This window comes from Novosphingobium arvoryzae (genome assembly GCF_014652615.1).
Taxonomy (GTDB): Bacteria; Pseudomonadota; Alphaproteobacteria; order Sphingomonadales; family Sphingomonadaceae; genus Novosphingobium; species Novosphingobium arvoryzae.
Genome location: NZ_BMZD01000006.1, coordinates 47,969 through 65,018 on the forward strand (window position 1 = coordinate 47,969; position 17,050 = coordinate 65,018).

At 65.3% G+C, this 17,050-nt stretch carries 16 protein-coding genes; 3 read left to right on the plus strand and 13 right to left on the minus strand.

Features of this window, described 5'->3' with window-relative positions; genetic code table 11:
* Positions 1-40: 40 nt before the first annotated feature.
* From IE113_RS12385 to IE113_RS12395, 3 genes are read right to left on the minus strand one after another with little or no spacing between them, the layout of a single operon-like run.
* On the minus strand, positions 41-1,606 hold the full coding sequence (locus IE113_RS12385; protein ID WP_189541961.1) for an AMP-binding protein: 1,566 nt from the start codon (positions 1,604-1,606) through the stop codon (positions 41-43).
* A gap of 6 nt (positions 1,607-1,612) precedes the next feature.
* On the minus strand, positions 1,613-2,395 hold the full coding sequence (locus tag IE113_RS12390; protein ID WP_189541963.1) for a glutathione S-transferase family protein: 783 nt from the start codon (positions 2,393-2,395) through the stop codon (positions 1,613-1,615).
* Between the two features lies 1 nt (position 2,396).
* Positions 2,397-3,209 carry a glutathione S-transferase family protein gene (locus IE113_RS12395; RefSeq protein WP_189541964.1) on the minus strand — a complete coding sequence of 271 codons (813 nt, stop codon included), beginning with the start codon at positions 3,207-3,209 and terminating at the stop codon, positions 2,397-2,399.
* 108 nt (positions 3,210-3,317) lie between these two features.
* Here IE113_RS12395 and IE113_RS12400 point away from each other — a divergent pair, with 108 nt between their 5' ends.
* A complete protein-coding gene (locus IE113_RS12400; RefSeq protein ID WP_189541966.1) occupies positions 3,318-4,163 on the plus strand; it encodes a class I SAM-dependent methyltransferase in 846 nt (281 codons plus the stop codon).
* Between the two features lie 10 nt (positions 4,164-4,173).
* On the opposite strand, the gene IE113_RS12405 is transcribed toward IE113_RS12400, so the two are convergent.
* The 6 genes from IE113_RS12405 to IE113_RS12430 all read right to left on the minus strand — a co-directional run bounded on the left by IE113_RS12405 (position 4,174) and on the right by IE113_RS12430 (position 10,231).
* A complete protein-coding gene (locus IE113_RS12405; protein WP_189541969.1) occupies positions 4,174-4,545 on the minus strand; it encodes a twin-arginine translocation signal domain-containing protein in 372 nt (123 codons plus the stop codon).
* Positions 4,542-4,958, minus strand: coding sequence for a c-type cytochrome (locus tag IE113_RS12410; RefSeq protein WP_189541971.1), 417 nt, complete (start codon positions 4,956-4,958; stop codon positions 4,542-4,544). Before IE113_RS12410 ends, IE113_RS12405 begins: the two co-directional genes overlap by 4 nt.
* Positions 4,955-6,532, minus strand: coding sequence for an FAD-binding oxidoreductase (locus IE113_RS12415; RefSeq protein WP_189541973.1), 1,578 nt, complete (start codon positions 6,530-6,532; stop codon positions 4,955-4,957). Before IE113_RS12415 ends, IE113_RS12410 begins: the two co-directional genes overlap by 4 nt.
* 85 nt (positions 6,533-6,617) lie before the next feature.
* Positions 6,618-7,112: a DUF3237 domain-containing protein gene (locus IE113_RS12420; protein ID WP_189541975.1), complete on the minus strand. Its 495-nt coding sequence runs from the start codon at positions 7,110-7,112 to the stop codon at positions 6,618-6,620.
* Positions 7,113-7,142: 30 nt separating this feature from the next.
* Complete coding sequence (locus IE113_RS12425; protein WP_189541977.1) at positions 7,143-9,326, minus strand: PQQ-dependent dehydrogenase, methanol/ethanol family; 2,184 nt, start codon at positions 9,324-9,326, stop codon at positions 7,143-7,145.
* Positions 9,327-9,340: 14 nt separating this feature from the next.
* Positions 9,341-10,231 (minus strand): DUF8021 domain-containing protein, encoded by an 891-nt coding sequence (locus IE113_RS12430; protein WP_229822366.1) that lies wholly within the window; start codon positions 10,229-10,231, stop codon positions 9,341-9,343.
* 90 nt (positions 10,232-10,321) lie between these two features.
* On the opposite strand from IE113_RS12430, the gene IE113_RS12435 reads away from it, so the two are divergent.
* Positions 10,322-10,789, plus strand: a complete 468-nt coding sequence (locus tag IE113_RS12435; protein WP_189541979.1) for a nuclear transport factor 2 family protein — start codon at positions 10,322-10,324, stop codon at positions 10,787-10,789.
* Here the strand turns inward: IE113_RS12435 and IE113_RS12440 are convergent.
* The 3 genes from IE113_RS12440 to IE113_RS12450 all read right to left on the minus strand — a co-directional run bounded on the left by IE113_RS12440 (position 10,786) and on the right by IE113_RS12450 (position 15,522).
* A complete protein-coding gene (locus IE113_RS12440; RefSeq protein WP_189541981.1) occupies positions 10,786-11,622 on the minus strand; it encodes an SDR family oxidoreductase in 837 nt (278 codons plus the stop codon). The genes IE113_RS12435 and IE113_RS12440 overlap by 4 nt on opposite strands.
* Before the next feature lie 29 nt (positions 11,623-11,651).
* Positions 11,652-13,121 carry an aldehyde dehydrogenase gene (locus IE113_RS12445; RefSeq protein ID WP_189541983.1) on the minus strand — a complete coding sequence of 490 codons (1,470 nt, stop codon included), beginning with the start codon at positions 13,119-13,121 and terminating at the stop codon, positions 11,652-11,654.
* A 139-nt stretch (positions 13,122-13,260) separates the two neighbouring features.
* A complete protein-coding gene (locus IE113_RS12450) occupies positions 13,261-15,522 on the minus strand; it encodes a TonB-dependent receptor (protein WP_229822371.1) in 2,262 nt (753 codons plus the stop codon).
* 267 nt (positions 15,523-15,789) lie between these two features.
* Between IE113_RS12450 and IE113_RS12455 the strand changes: the two genes are divergently transcribed.
* Positions 15,790-16,293, plus strand: coding sequence for a MarR family winged helix-turn-helix transcriptional regulator (locus tag IE113_RS12455; protein WP_189541987.1), 504 nt, complete (start codon positions 15,790-15,792; stop codon positions 16,291-16,293).
* 8 nt (positions 16,294-16,301) lie between these two features.
* Here IE113_RS12455 and IE113_RS12460 read toward each other — a convergent pair whose 3' ends face one another.
* The gene (locus IE113_RS12460; RefSeq protein ID WP_189541990.1) at positions 16,302-17,021 is read right to left on the minus strand and encodes a nuclear transport factor 2 family protein; all 720 of its coding nucleotides are present in this window, start codon (positions 17,019-17,021) and stop codon (positions 16,302-16,304) included.
* Between the last annotated feature and the right edge of the window lie 29 nt (positions 17,022-17,050).

The window sequence follows — 17,050 nt, forward strand, 5'->3', positions numbered from 1 at the left end:
GCCCTCTCTCTATCCCGCCCCGGTATTGTCCGGGTTCGGGTCAGTTCACCATTCGGTCTGAACCACCCCAGTATGGACGGCGCAATTCCTTCTTGTCCATCTTGCCCGCTGCGGTGCGCGGAATCGAGTCTATAAATGCAACTGATTTGGGCGCCTTCACCCCGCCAAGGCGCGCCTTGGTGTGGGCGATGATCGCGGCCTCGTCGATCCCTTCGGCCACCACCACCGCGTGGACCTGTTCGCCCCACTTTTCATGCGGAATCCCGAACACGCAGCATTCGCGCACCTGCGGCAGCTCGGTAATCGCGGCCTCTACCTCGGCAGTGAAGACATTGAAGCCGCCGGTGACGACCATGTCCTTCTTGCGATCGACGATGTAGAGATAGCCCTCGGCGTCGAACTTCCCCACGTCGCCGGTGTGGTGCCAGCCGAACTTGCGGATTTCGGCGGTTTCTTCCGGCTTTTCGAAGTAGGAATCCGATACCAGCACGCCCCGCACGCAGATTTCGCCGGCCTCGCCCAGCGGCACCTGACGGCCGTCATCGTCGAGCAGCGCGACCTTGATCGAGCGGGTGACCTTGCCGCAGCTGGCCAGCTTTTCGGGCGCGGACTTTGCGAACCGGGCGACGTCCTCCGGCGGGAACCACGCGACGATCATCGGGCATTCGACCTGGCCATAGGACTGGCACATGCACGGCCCGAACACCTCGACCGCCTGACGCAGCTTTTCCGGGCTGCACGGGCTGCCGACCAGGATGAAGATCTTCAGGCTGGAATAGTCATGGCTGCCGATCTCTGGCGAGGCGAGCAGCTGGTACAGCGCCGTGGGCGGCAGGTACATGTGCGTGACCTTGTAGCCCGCGATGGTCCGCAGCACGTCTTCCGCATCGAAGCCGGGCAGGATCACCTGCGTCGCGCCAAGGCTGAGCGTGGACAGCGCAATCGGCCCCGCCGCATGGGTGATCGGCGCGGATACCAGCGCGACCGGGCTGTCGGTGCGCCCGCCCATCCCGTCGGCGGCGGTTTCGATCATCGTCCCCCAGCCCAGGTTGGTCACGTTCGCGCCCTTGGACGGGCCGGTGGTGCCGCCGGTCGGGAAAATGCCGACCAGGTCCATCATGTTGCCGAAGGCGTCGATCTCCGGCTCGACGAAGTCGGCGGCGGAAACCCCGGCCATGAACTGCTCCAGGCTGGGATCGTCACCCATCGGCTGATCGAGGCAGACGAAATGATTGAGCGTCGGGCAGAGCGCGCGCAGCTGCGCCACTTCATCGGCCTTTGACGAGTGATAGAACATCCACTGGCAGCGGACGTAGTTGATGTAGCCCGCGTTCGCCTCGATCGCATTGCGGGTGTTGACCGGGATCCACTTGCCGTTCGCTCGCCACATCGCCAGCAGCACCACCAGCAGCATCCCGTCGTTCGGGCCGTAGAGCCCCAACAGATCCTGATTCCGGAAGCCCCCGCGTTGCAGCGCGGCGGCGATCCGCTCGGTCAGTTCCTTGACCTCGGCAAAGGTCAGTTTCAGCCCGCTGGCGGTATCGATGATCGCCAGGCGCTGCGGATCGCGGTCATGGCCGCGGTCGAAATAGTCGATGGCACGCATGATGATTTAACCCCAGCGGTTGATTTCAGGACCCGGCGCCCAGCTGGATTGCGGATTCGGCACGGAAGCGCGCGCCAGCGCGGCCTGGACGGACGGCCGCGCCGCAACGCGGGCCAGCCAACCGGATAAGCGGTCCTTGCCGGCAAAGGCATCCGGCACAAGGTCCACCATCCCGGCCAGCCAGCCATAGGTTTCGAAGTCGGCAATCGTCAGGTCGCCCATCAGCCACTCGCGCCCGTCGGCCAGCTGATCCTCGACCTTCTTCGCCGCATCGGTGACCTTGGTCACGCTGTCGGCCAGTTGTTCGTCAGGGAAGTTCCCGGCGCGCACCGCGGTCCAGCGGGCGCGCAGGTCTTCGCTGGCGATCGTGGTGGACAGCGCGGTGAACGCCGCCTCATCCATCCCCGCCAGCACCGGCTGCGCGCTGGCCTTGCAGCCCAGGAAGGCGGCAGCCGGGGCACAGCGTTCGGTGATCCGCCGGCACCACATCAGCATCTGCCAGTGGGCATAGGCGTCCTTGGGCTGGAGCGTGTTCGCGCCGCTTTCGTCAAGGAACTGGGCGATGAACACGCTCTCGGTCATCGCCTCGCCATCGACCACCAGCACCGGGCCTTCGCCTTCGACGCCCATGTCGCGGGCCAGCGGTTCGGTCACATCGGGCAGCGTGTGGCGTGCGCCCGCCAGCAGGTCGATGCGGCGGCACTGGGCGTCCACGCCGCTTTCGCCCAGCGCTGCCAGCACGGCCAGCGACGGGCCGTTCGGCTCACCGTGATAGAGGATCATCGCCATGTCAGCGCACTCCGCTCGAAATGCCCTCGGACTCGTCGCGGGGCGGGATGTAGTCTTGCTCCAGGATTTCGACGCGGCTGGCCATCGGAGTGCGGCCCAGCTTCCAACATTCGCGCGTGGCGGGGCGGCGATAGATCGCGCGCAGCCAGCGCATGATGTTGGGGGTCACTTCATCGTTGGCCAGATGCGGCTGCGACAGCGGCATGGCGTAGGCCAGGTTGAAGCCGTTGACGTCGGCGAGGGAATATTGATCGCTCGCCAGCCATTCGCGCTTGCCCAGTTCCGCTTCCAGCATCTGGATGCCCACGCCGATGCGGCGGCCGCTTTCGGCCATTTCCGCTTCGCTGAACAGGCCGAACACCGCCTTGCGCCACGCGGTCTGCCGTTCGGGCAGCGGGATGCGGGCAATCTGCGCCTCGATCTTGTCCTGCCCATGCGCGGCGAGCGCATTGGGACCAACGAAAAACTTCCACCCGAACATCGAGAAGCTGGGGGCCAGCCATTGGTCCATGAACTTCATCCACCAGCGAATCCGCCAGCGGTCCTGCGCATTGGCGGGCATCAGGTCTGGCCCGTCAAACTCCGCGTTCACGTATTCCATGATCGCGGTCGATTCGACGAGGACGCGGGTTCCGTGAGTCATCGCCGGGATCGTGCCCTGCGGGTTGATCGCCAGGTATTCCGGTTTGTGCTGATCGAAGTTCAGCATATCAATGTAATGGCTGTCGAACTGGACGCCCTTTTCCATCAACGCCAGCATCGGCTTGCCGGAATTGGCATTCGGCTCCCAGTGGTAGAGGGTGACTTGGGCCATCCCGGCTCTCTCCTGTTTTTGTATGTAAGGCATACTAAAACAGCTTGAGGGTTGGTCAAGCGCGATGTTAGCCTTCCTGACAAATGCAACAGGCGAGAGGAACCGGGCATGAGCGATATCGTTACCGAGGACTGGACCGGCGAAGTGGGTGACCGCTGGCTGGCCCATATCGACCAGTTCGAATCGATGATCGGCGCCATCGGTGATGCCTTGCTGGCGGAAGCCCAGTTTCAACCGGGCGAGCAGGTGGTCGATGTCGGCTGCGGCGGCGGGCTGACCACGCTGCGGATCGCCCGCGCGGTGGGTCCGCAAGGCCGTGTAACGGGCCTCGACATCGCCCCGCAACTGATCGCGGTGGCCAACCAGCGGCGCGATGCGGCAGGCCTTGCCAACTGCACGTTCCAGTGCGCCGACGGGCAGGTCGCACAAGCGGATGGCGCGCCGTTTGACCGGCTGACCTCGCGCTTCGGCGTGATGTTCTTTGCCGACAGCACGGCCGCGTTCCGCAACATGCGCGGCTGGCTGAAGCCAGGCGGCGAAGCGGTGTTCGCGTGCTGGGCATCGCCGATGGCCAATCCGTGGATCGGGATTGTCGGCGCGATCATAAACCGCTTTGCCGAAGTGCCCCAGCGCGATCCCGATGGCCCCGGCCCGTTCCGCTTTGGCGACCCGGACCAGACCACGGCCATGCTGCAAGCCGCCGGGTTCACCGACGTGACCATGACCTTGCATCAGGCCGACCAGCCGCTGGGCGGCAGCGGCGCCAGCGTGGCCGATGCGGTGGCATTCGTGCTGGATGCCATGGCGATGCGCGAAGTGCTGAGCGCCGCCGGTCCGGGCAAACTGGCCGAGGCCGAAGCCGCGCTGGCCGAGGCGCTGTCCGGCTATGTCCGCGATGGATCGGTGATGATGCCGGGCGCCAGCTGGTTCGTCCGCGCGCGCAATCCGGGCTGACCGGCGTCCGTCAGCGCCGCGCCATGCTCCAGCGCAGCAGGCGCTGGCGCGGGGCGGCGACTTGCTCCGACGTCACCCGCCAGCCGTGACTTTCCAGCTCGCTGCGCAGCGCGACCCAGTCGCTCCAGCGGGTCAGCCCTTCCAGCGATTTGCCCTGCGGCACCCCGCTGCGGATCGTGGCGAAATGCGCGTCGTGCTCAGCCGCCAGGTCCAGCGTGCGAGGCGCGCCCGCCGTGCGGGCAAAGGCCAGCGATTCGGGCAGGCGGCTGTCGAACACCACCAGCCCCGCCGGCTTCAGCGCGGCGGCTCCGGCCGGGACAGCCGCGGCCGCTCCGGCCAAGGCGCTGCCCTTCAGCACGGTCCGGCGGGTCAGCGCGCTCACTTGCCCTTCCCCAGATAGCGCGCAACCGCATCCAGCTCGGCATCCGTGATGTCGACCTTGGTCTGCTGCGGCATGGCGTTCTTGCCCATCCGCACCACCTGCCTGACGTAATCCGCCGTCAGGTCGCTGCGATTGGTCAGCAGGCCGTTTTCAGGCGGTTCGCCCGCCATCATCCGTTGCTTGGTGAGCAGGTTGGTGCCCATCCCGCCGGTCAGGTGGCAATAGCCGCAATGGACCTCATACGCGCGCTGCCCGTCACTGGCGGTCAGACGGTTGCCGGATGCGGCTTCGGGCCGCATCTGGTAGGGCGGCGGCGGAGGCGGGGCGCCCTTGGCCTGTGGCGGCGGGGCGGCTTCCTGCTGGTTGCAGGCGGCCAGCAACGCGATGGCGGCGATGGCGAGAACCCGCTTCATGCCCGGCCCTCCTTCGCCTGATCACGATAGGCCGATGGCCAGACGCCCTGCTTGCCCGGCGCGATGATCCCGTTGGGGTCGATCGCGTCCTTCACCTTCTCGTTGAACCGGCGGAAGGCGTGGTCGTTGAAATCGAAGGTATCCATCACCCGGTCCATCCAGCCCAGATGGGTGCGGTATTCGCCGTATCCGGCCTTGGCGGTTTCAGCGATCAGGGCGTTGAACAGCCGCTTCATGGTGTCAATCTGCTGGGGCTGATCGCGGTCGAACATCAGCATGTTGACGTTGTTGGCAAACCGCCCGCCGATGGTGAAGCTAGCGTAGAAATCGACATCGAAGCTGTCGATGATCTTGCGGCTGAGCTTCATCTGATCGAGCACGGCCTTGCCCGTGGCCGGAACGACGGGCGAAAAGCCCATGTGCGCGCCGCGCCCACCGATCCAGTCGCTCATCTGCAGCGGGACAGCAGAGGGCACGCCCATCGTCGTTTCATAGGCGTTGATCGGATCGCCTGTGCGCCACCAGTTCTCCACCGGCGCGGCCTTCAGGTTGCGGGCCATCGCGGCCTTCACGACCTCGGCCTTGGCCTTGACCACCGGTTCCTCGCCATAGAGCCGCAGCGCGACCTGCCAGTAGCCCAGCTTGTGCTCTTTCAGCAGTTCCTGCACCCGCCATTCGGGGATGGCCGAGGGTTTATCCCAGAAGTCCTTGCGCTGACCCTTCAGCACCATCTTGCCCAGCCAGCTGGGGATGAACACGTTCTGATCGATCAGGCCGGAAATCTTCAGCGGCGCAATCGTGTCGATCACCCAGCCGATATCGTCAGCCTCGGGAATGTCGAACACCAGTTCCAGCGAGCTTTCCGGCGCGGGTTGCAGCCACAGGCCCATCTTGGTCACCACGCCAAAGTTGGATTGCGAAAACGCCAGGTCCCAGGTGGGGCCATAGCCCATCGGGAACAGGTGCCAGGCCGGGTTGTTCTTCATCGCGCCCATGCCGGTGCGCACCACATCGCCATCGGGCAGCACCGCTTCCACCCCGCAGACGTTGCGGGCGTGCAGGCCGTAAGAAGTATAGCCGATGCCATGCTCCAGCGTGTTGCCCATGACCGAGCCCCAGGCATTGCCCGGCACCGAGAGCCACAGCGGCAGCTTGTCGCGCTGGATCGCCTCGTAGAGGTCAAAGAACCCGACGCCCGGCTCGACCACGCAATACGCCAGCGTGGGATCGAGTTCGAGGATCTTGTTCATCCGCCCCAGATCCAGCACCACGCTGCCCGCCATGCGCGGAGCGGCGGTGCCGTAACCCAGGTTCTTGCCGCGCGCGACCGGCCACAGCGGGGTCTTGTGCTCGTTCGCCAGCCGCACGATGGCCTGCACTTCCTCGACCGAGGCGGGCGCGACCGCCGCACTGGCGGGCCACTGCTCCTGTGGCCCCGGCGCGTAGGTATCGGCATAGGCAGAGCGGTCGGCATCGCTGGCCATGACCCAGTCCTTGCCGACCACCCCGGCAAAGGCCTGCATCGCGGAATCGAAAGCCTGCGGACTGACCCGCGGCGGTGTGACGAGCTTCACGCGCTCTCCCCTCTCATTTTTCTAACAATTGTTATTATTGAAAGCATGGAACGCGAGCCAGCGCAAGCCCCCGCCGGCGGCCGGTTCAGGTCAGCGCGTAATAGCGGACATAGTTCCCGTCGGGCTTGCGCTCGCCAATCCCGATCCAGACATGGCGGGTCAGCCATTCATACTTGCCGCGCGGGGCCTCGAACGTGGGCTGCGCGCGCAAGTAGTATTCCGCGTGGGGCACCGGCTCGCCGCCCTCGAACGCCCACTTGCGCAGCCTGACCATCGTGTCCGGCTCACGCCCCCACAGATAGCCCTTGTTCTGCATGTAGATCGTCACGCCGTCATCGGTTTCGAGCATGTAGCGCGCGTCGAACACGGCGGTGTCATCGGGGCGGAAGTGGGCATAGTCTCCGCCGGAATTGGGCACCGCGCGGCCCTTCATCCGGGGGCCGTCGATTTCCCCGCCATCGACATAGACCGCGCTGCGCCAGCCGCCCGTGGGGATATCCGGCACCATGCTGGTGCGGGTGAACCACAGCCGGATCGCGAAGGCGAATTCCAGCTGGGGGCTGTCCATGGTCGAGATCATCGCATTCTCCCCTGCGCCGCGCGGACGCCTTCAATAGTTCGACAGGATCGCCAGACTCGGCGCATCCAGCGGCAATCCGGCCCTGACCTTGGCCAGTTCATCGCGCCGCGTCGCCACCTGCAAATCGATCAGATAGGCGTGGAGCGCATCGGCTTCGGCCGGGGTCAGCACATCGTTCCAGCGCGGCATCCCGTTTGGCACCAGCGCGCCGTCCAGCACGATGGCCTTGAACGCATCGTGGGTGCCGGGCTGCATCCGGCGCAGGTCCGGCGTGATCGAGCGGTGCTGGTTGGCATGGCAGATCGCGCAGTTGGCGAAGAACAGCCCGCGTCCCTGCGCGATGGTTTCCGGCGTGACCCCGGGGGCCTGCCTGGGCGGCTCCGGCGCGACCTCCAGCGGCGGCAGTTCAGGCGGAATCGGCACCGCGCCGCCATCCAGCTTGAACACCAGCAGCCGCCCGGTGTTGCCGCGCTTGTAGGCGGCGGCATAGCGCGGGACATAGGGATACCCGCCCCCGCCCCACGCGGCCATCACCGCGATATATTGCACGCCCTTGACCTTGTAGGTCATCGGCGCGGCGAGGATCGTGGTGCCGGTATCGATGGATTTCAGGATCTTGCCGGTCCTGGCATCCCGCACCACCAGTTGCCCGCCGACCGTGCCATGCACCAGCAAGCCGGAGGCGGTAGAGAGCACCCCGCCCCGGTCCTGCCACCCTTCCATCGGCTGCGCCCAGACGGTCTTTCCGGTCAGCGGATCAATCGCGCGCATTTCGGCGCGGCCCGGATCCTTCAGTACCTGCTGATAGGCTGGCAGCGCCTTCACCCCCGCCGCGACCGGCGGGGGCAGCGTCGGCAGTGCGGCCACCAGATCGGGCGTGAAGATCAGCGCCGCATCGTTGTTCAGCCCCTTGGCCTTGAACGGCTTTTGCCCCGGCGTCTGGAACATCAGGTTGCCCATATCCAGCACCGAACCGAAGAACAGCCCGCTGGCCGGATCATAGGCAGCCGGGAACCAGTTGCGCGCGCCCGGCGTGCCGGGGAACACGATCTTGGGGTCTTTGGAATAGTCCGCCGCGTCCCGGTCAATGATCGGCGCACCGGTCTTGGGGTCGATCCCCTTCATCCAGTTCACCCGCACAATCGGGTTGGCGCGCAGCAGTTTCCCATCGCGCCGGTCGATCACGTACAGGATCCCGTTCTTGGGCGCGTGGAGCAGCACCGGGCGATCCTCGCCGTCCACGGTCATCCGGGTCAGGATCATCGGCTGGGTGGCGGTGAAGTCCCAGCTGTCGCCGGGAACTTCCTGATAATGCCACTTCACCCGGCCCGTCCTGGCATCCAGCGCGACGAGCGAGGAGAGATAGAGGTTGGTGCCCCCAGCCGGCGAGCGCTTGGACAGGTCATACGGCCCGCCGTTGCCGGTGCCGATGATCACCAGCCCGGTTTCGGGGTCATAGTTGATCGCATCCCACGGGGTGCCGCCGCCGCCGATGTCCCAGCGGCTCTTGGGGTCCCAGGTCTTCGCGGCAGCTTCCAGATCAGGATGGTCCTGCGGCCCCAGCGCCGGATCGCGCGGGACGGTGTGGAACCGCCACTTCAGCTTGCCCGTGGCGAGATCATAGGCGGATACATAGCCGCGCACATCGTATTCCGCGCCGCCATTGCCGATTACCACCACGTCGCCAGCCACTTCGGGCGCGCCGGTGGAATTGATCCCGCGCTGCTTGTCATCCACGGTATCGGCCTGCCAGACGATCTGGCCGGTCTTCGCGTCCAGCGCGTAAAGCTGCGCGTCGAGGCTGGCGACGTAGACCTTGCCATTCGCCAGTGCGATGCCGCGATTGGCCATGTCGCAGCAGACCGTGCGGTTGACCTGCATGTCGACCGGAGGTTCAAACCGCCACAGCTCCTTGCCGGTCGCCGCATCGAACGCATAGGCCCGGCCCGCCACGCCGCTGGTGTACATCACCCCGCCCTCCACCACCGGCGTCGCTTCCAGCACGCGGTTGGTGCCAAGGTTCGCCTCCCACGCCAGCCCCAGCCGCTCGACATTGGCGGGGGTGATGTCGGTCAGCACCGAATGCCGGGTCTTGCCCGCATCGCCGCCGGGATTGGTCCAGTTTTCACCGGCCTCAGCCTGCTGCGGCGGCGCGGTTTCGCTGGCCGAACAGGCGGCGAGGGCCATCGAGAGAATGAGTGCAAAGCGCTTCATCACTGCCCCTTCCCTTACTGGCCGTCCCACGGGCTTTTCATGTGATAGGGCACGGTAATGAAATTCGCCTCGATCTGGCGGATCATCCCGGCATCGATGCGGAACAGTTCCGCCAGATAAAAGCTGTGCGGATAGCGGATCGGCGATTGCACGGTGCGCCCATCGGTCAGCTGGTATTCCTTGATCCGCCCGCAGTGGTCGATGAACCCGAACGCCATCACGATCCCGCGCTCCTCGTCCACCAGCGGAAAGCGCCGACCGCGCAGGCGGTCGTCATAGCGGTAATTGCCCATCCGGAACTGCTCCTCGCAGCCCAGCGCGGCGACCGGCACGACATAGGCGAATTCCGGGTTGCGGGTGGTCTGCACCCCGTTTTCCACCCGGTCGCATTCGGGGTGAAACTTCGTGCGGATCGTCCCGTCGTTCTGTTGCAGCGTGGAGAAATAGCCATCCGCCAGCGCGATCATTTCCGCGCGCGGGGTCGGCACTTCGGCCGGGGAATTCATTACGGCCTTGTCCCAGAACCGGGGGTTCAGGAACTTGATCCCCGAATCCGACTGGCGCACCACGATGCTTTCCGCTTCCTCGATCGCGCCGTCCGCCGCCACTTTCAGCCGCAATGCAAAGCCCGATTCCTCGGCATGTTCGTGCGTCACCCCAAAGAACCCGACCTGCCCCGTGCGCGTATCGGCAAAGCGCAGGTCATAGTCGCCCAGCCGGTCGATCGTGCCCCACAGCCCGTCGCCGATCTCCAGCATCACGTTGTTTTCCGACGTTTTCGCGCCCTCTGCCCAGCGCAGCCGCTGCGGCGCGCGGTCCTGCAAGGCGGCCAGATAGCGATCGAGGACGGCATAAAGCTCTGCCCGGTCCATACTCTCTCCCAATCGGGCTTTACGCCCTGTCATGACTGCGGCATATCTTACCAATTGTTATAAATACAAGCAGAGAGTGCGATGCCGCCCACTGCGGATCGCCGCACCGCCGGGAGATGCCTGATGAAGCCGCAGATCCATGCCGCACTGGCCGCCACTGTTCTGGCCGCCGCGCTCGTCGCCCAGCCCGCTGCGGCGGCGAAACCAGCCCGCTGCAAGCTGACGCCAAAGCAGGTCGTGACCGAATTCATGACCGAGTTCTACCTCCGCAAGAACGTGCGCAAGGCGTTCGAGACATGGGTCGATCCCGGCTATATCCAGCATAACCCGATGGCCGCGACCGGGCGCGATGCGGCGATTGCCTTTCTGGAGCCGTTCTTCGCGAGCAACCCCGCGATCCGGTACGAGATCAAGCGCGTGATCGCGGATGGCAAGCTGGTCGCCGTCCACGCCTACGGGCGCTTTTCGGCCGAGGACCGGGGCATTGCCGTGGTCGATATCCTGCGGGTCGAAGGGTGCCGGGTGATGGAGCACTGGGACGTGGTCCAGCCGGTTCCGGAAAAGGCCATGAACACCAACGGGATGTTCTAGAGAATGAAGTGATCCCCCGCCGCGCGCACGGTGATATCCCCGATCGACACGCCCGCGGGCTGGTCGATCGCGTGGATGATCGCATCGGCAATGTGTTCCGGTGCAAGGCTGGCATAGTCGATGTTTTCGGGATCGAGCCGCTCGGCCGGGAACGTTCCGTCCTGCATCCCGGCGACCATCGCCATGAAATCCGGCGTGTTCTGCCCCAGAATGCCGACGCTGGCCGCCTGGTTGACCACGGTGCCACCCAGCCCCGTGGCCGGAACCCCGGTCGGCTTGACGATGGTGACCTTGACCTTGCCGCGCGCCTCCACCCGGAAGCTTTCCGACAGGAAGTTCACCGCCGCCTTCGACGCCCCATAGACCGCCGCGCCCGTCACCGGGAAATTGCCATAGATCGACGAGACGTTGATCACATGGCCGCTGCCCTGTGCGATCATCGGATCGTGGGCGGCGACCATGCCGTTCAGGACGCCCTTGATGTTGATGTCGATGCAGCGTTCCCACGCCGCATAGGCCGCTTCGTGGTCCGCGATGAAGGCCAGCGGCATGATCCCGGCGTTGTTGAGCATCACGTCCACGCGCCCGAACGCATCCAGCGCGGCACCGACCAGCGCCTTGACCTGGGCCAACTGGGTCACATCCACTGCCACGGCCTGCGCCTGCCCCCCGGCGGCGCGGATTTCGGCAGCAACGTCCTCGGCGGCGGGCAGGTTGATGTCGCCCAGCGTCACTTTCGCGCCGCGCGCGGCGGCCTTTTGCGCGACCAGCCGGCCAAAGCCTCCGCCCGCGCCGGTGATGACGATGGATTTGCCGCTTACGTGATCCGCCATGCCGTACTCTCCCGTTTATCCAGTCAGTATCAAAGCTGCGCGGGCATCGCGTCAAGCAGCATGGTCTTGGTTTCGAGATAGCCCCACAGCCCTTCCGGCCCGCCTTCGCGCCCGATCCCGGATTGCTTGAAACCGCCGAAGGGCAGGCCAAAATCCATCCTGAGGCCATTCTGCCCGAACCCGCCGGTGCGGATGCGCCGCCCGATGGCATAGGCCGCCTGGGCATCCTGCGTCAGAACCGAACCGTTAAGGCCATAGTTGGACTCGTTGGCGATGCGGATCGCGTCTTCCTCGTCCTCGCACGGGATCAGGCTGAGCACCGGGCCAAAGATTTCCTCTTGCGCGATGCGGCTGCGGTTATCGACGTTGGCGAACAGAGTCGGTTCGATGAAGTAGCCCTGGTTGAGGTGCTTGGGCCGCCCGCCGCCGCAGATCAGGTCGGCGGTGCGCTTGCCCTCCTCGATATACATCTCCACCCGCTCCAGCTGGCGCTTCATCGCCAGCGGCCCCAACTGGGTGGCAGGATCGTCGGAATGACCGATGACCACCTGGCGCATCTCCGCCGCGATCGCCGCGGCCAGCTCGTCGTGCCGGGCCTTGGGCACGATGGCGCGGGTCAGCATCGCGCAGACCTGGCCGCTCATCATGTTGAGCGTGCCGGTCAGCAGCTTGGCCGCCGCATCGGTCGGGAAATCGTCGCGGATGATCGCCGCGCTCTTGCCGCCCAGTTCCAGCGTGTAGCGCGCGATCCGTTCCCCGCAGACTTGCGCGATCCGCTTGCCCGCCAGGGTCGATCCGGTGAACGAAACCTTGTCCACCCCGTGGTTGTTGACCAGATGGTCTGCCGCCTCGCGGTGGCCGGGCACCAGGTTGACCACGCCAGCCGGAATGCCCGCCGCCGCTGCCGCTTCGGCAATGATATAGGCTTCCAGCGGGGTTTCCGGGCTGGGCTTCATCACCACGGTGCAGCCGGTCAGCAGGGCATAGGCCACCTTGTTGGCCATGATCCCGAACGGCCCGTTCCACGGCGCGATAGCCGCCACCACGCCCACGGGTTCGTGCACCACGATCCCCGCCGCCGCGCCGACCGTGGCGCGCTGCTGGACGAATTCGAAAGCTTCCGCAAAGCCGGCAATCTGCGCCAGCCCCATTACCGATCCGCCATGCATCGCCCCGGCAAAGCTGGCGAGCCCGCCCATCTGCGCAGTCCACGCGGCGGCGAGCTCCGGCACGCGCCCTTCCAGATGCGCCACCATCCGGCGGAACGCGGCGACGCGCTCGGCCGGGGGCGTGGTCGGCCAGGGGCCGCAGTCAAACGCGGCGCGCGCGGCAGCGACGGCAGCGTCCATATCGGCCTCGTCCGCTTCGGCGCAGGTGGCAACGACCTGTTCCGTATTGGGCGAGACCAGTTCCAGCAGCCGCCCGGAATGCGCGGGCACCCACTGGCCGCCAATATACAGCTTGTCAGGATGGGCGATCTTTACGCCGTGGGGCAGCATCGGACAGTCTCCCGGATAGTTTTGTAACAATTGTTATGGATGGTAGCGCCGTGCGCGCCGCCGCGCAAAGAAAAAGGGGCAGCCATTGCTGGCCGCCCCTTTCCGATTTCCCCACCTGGTTTCCAGGCGAGCGATCCGGTCAGAACTGCTTCTTGACCGTGATCGCCCATTCACGCGGACGACCGACCTGCGAGTAGATCGTCCCCGAGAAGGCATAGACCGCCGCAAAGCGCGCCGGCGTGTAATACTTGTTGAACACGTTCTGCACTTCCAGCGCGATCGACAGGTCTTCGTCGGGGTTGCGCCAGGTCAGGCGGGCATTCGCCAGCGTGTAGGCCGGGAAGAAGTCGATCACCCCACCGGCCGCGATGCGGCCCGCGCTGGTCTTGCCGGTATAGGCGGCGTCGAAGCGCGGCGTGATCGAGCCATAAGTGCCCAGATCAGCCTTGTACTGCGCGCCGATGCTCCACTTCCAGCCCGGCGTCACGATCGGATCGGTCAGCAGGATCGCATTGCCGACGCGCGGGTCGATCTTCGACCAGTTGCCCGCCAGATGGCTGAGCGACGCATCGATATCGAACCCTTCGACCGGCGAAGCGGTGACTTCCACTTCGAAGCCCTTGATCTTGCCGTCACCCGCGTTCTGGCGGGCGCCGCACGGGGCGTTGGAACCCAGCGAGGCGCAGCTGATCAGCGGCAGCTGCACGGCCTTGTAGTCGTTGATGAAGCCCGAGATGTTCATCCGCAGGCGGCGGTCGAACAGGTCGGTCTTGATCCCCGCTTCATAGGCGGTGACGGTTTCCGGGCCAAAGCTGCCGTTCAGCGCCTGCGCGGCGTCGAACGGACGCGCGGTCACGCCGCCGCCCTTGAAGCCGGTGCCGACGGTGACATAGGCCAGGATCTGCGGCGAGAAGCGATAGTCCGCCGAAACGCGCCAGTCCCACCGGCTGCCGTCATAGGTCGCCTTCACGCCGTCCAGCGCGCCGAGGAACGTCGAGACCGTGCCGTTGTAGTTCTTGCGAACGAAGGTGTAGTCCTTGTGCTCGTCGGTGTAGCGCACACCGGCGGTCAGCGTCAGGCCTTCCATCGGACGCGCAATGATCGTGCCGAACCCGGCCTTGCTGTCGGCGTTGACCGGATCGTTACCCGCGAACTGGAAGTTCAGGCCCGGCGCGATATAGCGGATGTCCTGACGGGTGTAATACAGCGACCGCTGGTCGGACATGAAGCCGCCGACCGTCAGGTCCACGTTGTCGCCCAGCTGCGCGTTGAAGCGCAGTTCCTGGCTGAAGAACCAGAACTTCAGGTCGTTGTAACCGCCCGCGCCCTTGCTTGCGATCGGGCCGAAGTCATCGTCGGTGCCCCAGATCTGGCGGTAATCGCGATAGGCCGTGATCGACTGGATGTTGATGGTATCGGACAGCTTGATCGTGCCGTTGGCCGAAATGCCCCAGCCATCGAACTTGGTGGTGTTGGGCATGAAATAGCCCTGACCGACCTGGCCGCCCGCCGGCAGGTAGAAGCTGGCGTAAGTGCAGAACCGGCCGCAGATCACGCGATTGAGACCATTGGTCTGCGTCACCACTTCGGCCGCGTTGTTGCGGTCTTCGCGGGTATAGTCCGCCGTGACGGTGAAATCGATCGCATCGCTGGGGTTGAAACGCAGCGCGCCGCGCAGGCCCGCGTAGTTCACTTCGCCCAGATCGGCCATCACGCAGTCCGAACCGGAGCCGGGGAAGCCGGTGATCCCATCCGGGTTGCCCGGGTTGGCGCAGCCGTAATCGACCTGCTTCACATAGCCATTCTGGCGCTTGTACACGCCCGACATGCGGGCATAGAGGCCATCGGCCAGCACGAAGTTGGCGCTGGCGCGCAGTTCCACGCGCTGGCGCTCGCCATACGTGCCCTGGATCGAGCCGGAATTTTCATCCGAAGGCTTCTTGGAAAACAGCTTGATCGCGCCGCCGATGGCGTTGCGGCCCGTCAGGGTGCCCTGCGGCCCGCGCAGCACTTCGACGCGCTCCAGATCGAGCAGGTCGAAGATCCCGCCGGTCAGCGTGGCATAATAGACATCGTCGACATACATGCCCACGCCCGGTTCATAGGCCGGGTTGAAGTCAAACTGGCCGACCCCGCGGATCGAGGCGCCCAGCGACGAACCATAGGCGCCGCCCATGGCATTCAGCGTCACGTTCGGGGCCTGGCGGGCCACTTGCGACAGGTCGGTCTGGTTGCGCGATTCCAGCAGGCCGGCATCGACCGCGGTGATCGACAGCGGCGTATCCTGCAGCTTCTGTTCGCGGAACTGGGCGGTAACGACGATTTCACGGCCCGCTTCGGAGGTGTTCTCGTCATCGCTCGCTTGCGCGAAGGCGGGCGTCGCCAAGCTCATCGCGATCATGGAGGCGCCGGCCGCAAGGCCTACGCGCGCAAGTGCAGTCATGCCAGAAAGCTTGGCCATCTCTTCCCTCTCCTTGTTACGGACCCTATGCCGGGCCTCCCTATTTTGTGAGTAAGACATACAATATGAACCTTGGCAAGCGTTCCGTGCTGGTCAATGCACCGGCTCGGTGCAGTGATGCAAAAAGGTCACGATTGTTAGCGATCCCGGGTCGGCCCGATGCGCCTGCCCCTTGCGCCGACGCGGCCAGGGGGCGATAGGCAGGGCATGGACGCTGCCACTCATCCCGAACCCGCCGTGCCTGCCGACAGCGGACACGCCCAGTTCGACCTGCTGATCCGTCTGCTCAAGCTGGGCAGCTTCATCAACGGGCCGATGAAGGATGGCGTCTGCGATCCGTCCGGCGTCTCGCAGATCGAGCTGAAAGTGCTGATGGCGCTGGCCGGCGAAGGCGATCTGGCCGGGCATGACCTGGTGGAGATCATGGGTGTCCCGGCCATGAACGTCAGTCGCGCGCTGGCCGCACTGCGGTCGCGCGGCTGGATCGAGGACACGACCGATCCCGAGAACCGTCGCCGCAAGCCGGTGCGGCTGACCATCGCGGGGACAGACGCCTATCAGGCGCTGCTGCCGTCAGTCGCCACCGTGGCAAACGCGGTGCTGGGCGGGCTGACCCCGCGCCAGCAGCGCGAATTTGCCGCGATTTCCGACAAGCTGATCGCCGCGATGACCGACTGGATTCGCAGCCACCACGAAGGTGTGAAGCTCTAGGCGGCCCCTCACGGCCACTGCTTTTGCAGCCTGGTGAAGTTTTCGACCACGAAGGCCGCGCCCAGCACGGGATGGGCAAAGCTCATCGCCACTTCCTGCCGGTTGGGCCAGGTCGGGCGCCATTCCTCTTCTGCCAGGATCACATCCGGGCCGATGGGATTGGCCGGATAGCATTCCACCGCCGGTTGCAGGTGCGCCACCGTGTGCGCCCAGCCGGTTTCGTAGTCGGCCTGCCACTGCATCATGTAGTTCAGCCGCTTGATCTTCCACACGCCGTTCTCGCGGACATAATCGTTCTCATAGATGCCGGCCTCCCAGAACTGCTGCGGCATCCCTTCGGGCAGGCTGTCCTTGATCGCATCGTGCCAGCCGCCCGCCAGCACGCCCCGGAACCGGCCCTTGGCGGTCTTGCGATCCGGCGCGACGGTGATGACGTCCTGCAACTGGAAGTGATCGAGCAGCAGCCCCTTCACCGGCCCGCGCCGCCCGCCGGTGAACAGGTTCTGGAACCACGTGCCATAGAGCCGCATCACCCCGGCGTGGCCGCGATATTCGCCCGACAGGAACACCACCGCGCCGTCCTCGGCAAACAGCCCTGCCACTTCTTCCGGCCGGTTGTAGTCGATGTAATAGCCATAGGCCCATTGCAGCTTGCGGATTGCGGCCTGGTCCTCAAGCTCTGCCACCCGGCCTTCCAGCGCGGCGAAGCGCGATTCCAAATCAGCCATTTCGACTCTCCCAATTTATTTGTATGCAA

Excerpts from the sequence above, each read along its gene's own strand:
- IE113_RS12385 (WP_189541961.1), bottom strand. The coding sequence starts at position 1,606 with ATGCGTGCCATCGACTATTTCGACCGCGGCCATGACCGCGATCCGCAG.
- IE113_RS12390 (WP_189541963.1), bottom strand. The coding sequence starts at position 2,395 with ATGGCGATGATCCTCTATCACGGTGAGCCGAACGGCCCGTCGCTGGCC.
- IE113_RS12395 (WP_189541964.1), bottom strand. The coding sequence starts at position 3,209 with ATGGCCCAAGTCACCCTCTACCACTGGGAGCCGAATGCCAATTCCGGC.
- IE113_RS12400 (WP_189541966.1), top strand. The coding sequence starts at position 3,318 with ATGAGCGATATCGTTACCGAGGACTGGACCGGCGAAGTGGGTGACCGC.
- IE113_RS12410 (WP_189541971.1), bottom strand. The coding sequence starts at position 4,958 with ATGAAGCGGGTTCTCGCCATCGCCGCCATCGCGTTGCTGGCCGCCTGC.
- IE113_RS12420 (WP_189541975.1), bottom strand. The coding sequence starts at position 7,112 with ATGATCTCGACCATGGACAGCCCCCAGCTGGAATTCGCCTTCGCGATC.
- IE113_RS12425 (WP_189541977.1), bottom strand. The coding sequence starts at position 9,326 with ATGAAGCGCTTTGCACTCATTCTCTCGATGGCCCTCGCCGCCTGTTCG.
- IE113_RS12430 (WP_229822366.1), bottom strand. The coding sequence starts at position 10,231 with ATGACAGGGCGTAAAGCCCGATTGGGAGAGAGTATGGACCGGGCAGAG.
- IE113_RS12435 (WP_189541979.1), top strand. The coding sequence starts at position 10,322 with ATGAAGCCGCAGATCCATGCCGCACTGGCCGCCACTGTTCTGGCCGCC.
- IE113_RS12440 (WP_189541981.1), bottom strand. The coding sequence starts at position 11,622 with ATGGCGGATCACGTAAGCGGCAAATCCATCGTCATCACCGGCGCGGGC.
- IE113_RS12445 (WP_189541983.1), bottom strand. The coding sequence starts at position 13,121 with ATGCTGCCCCACGGCGTAAAGATCGCCCATCCTGACAAGCTGTATATT.
- IE113_RS12450 (WP_229822371.1), bottom strand. The coding sequence starts at position 15,522 with ATGATCGCGATGAGCTTGGCGACGCCCGCCTTCGCGCAAGCGAGCGAT.
- IE113_RS12455 (WP_189541987.1), top strand. The coding sequence starts at position 15,790 with ATGGACGCTGCCACTCATCCCGAACCCGCCGTGCCTGCCGACAGCGGA.
- IE113_RS12460 (WP_189541990.1), bottom strand. The coding sequence starts at position 17,021 with ATGGCTGATTTGGAATCGCGCTTCGCCGCGCTGGAAGGCCGGGTGGCA.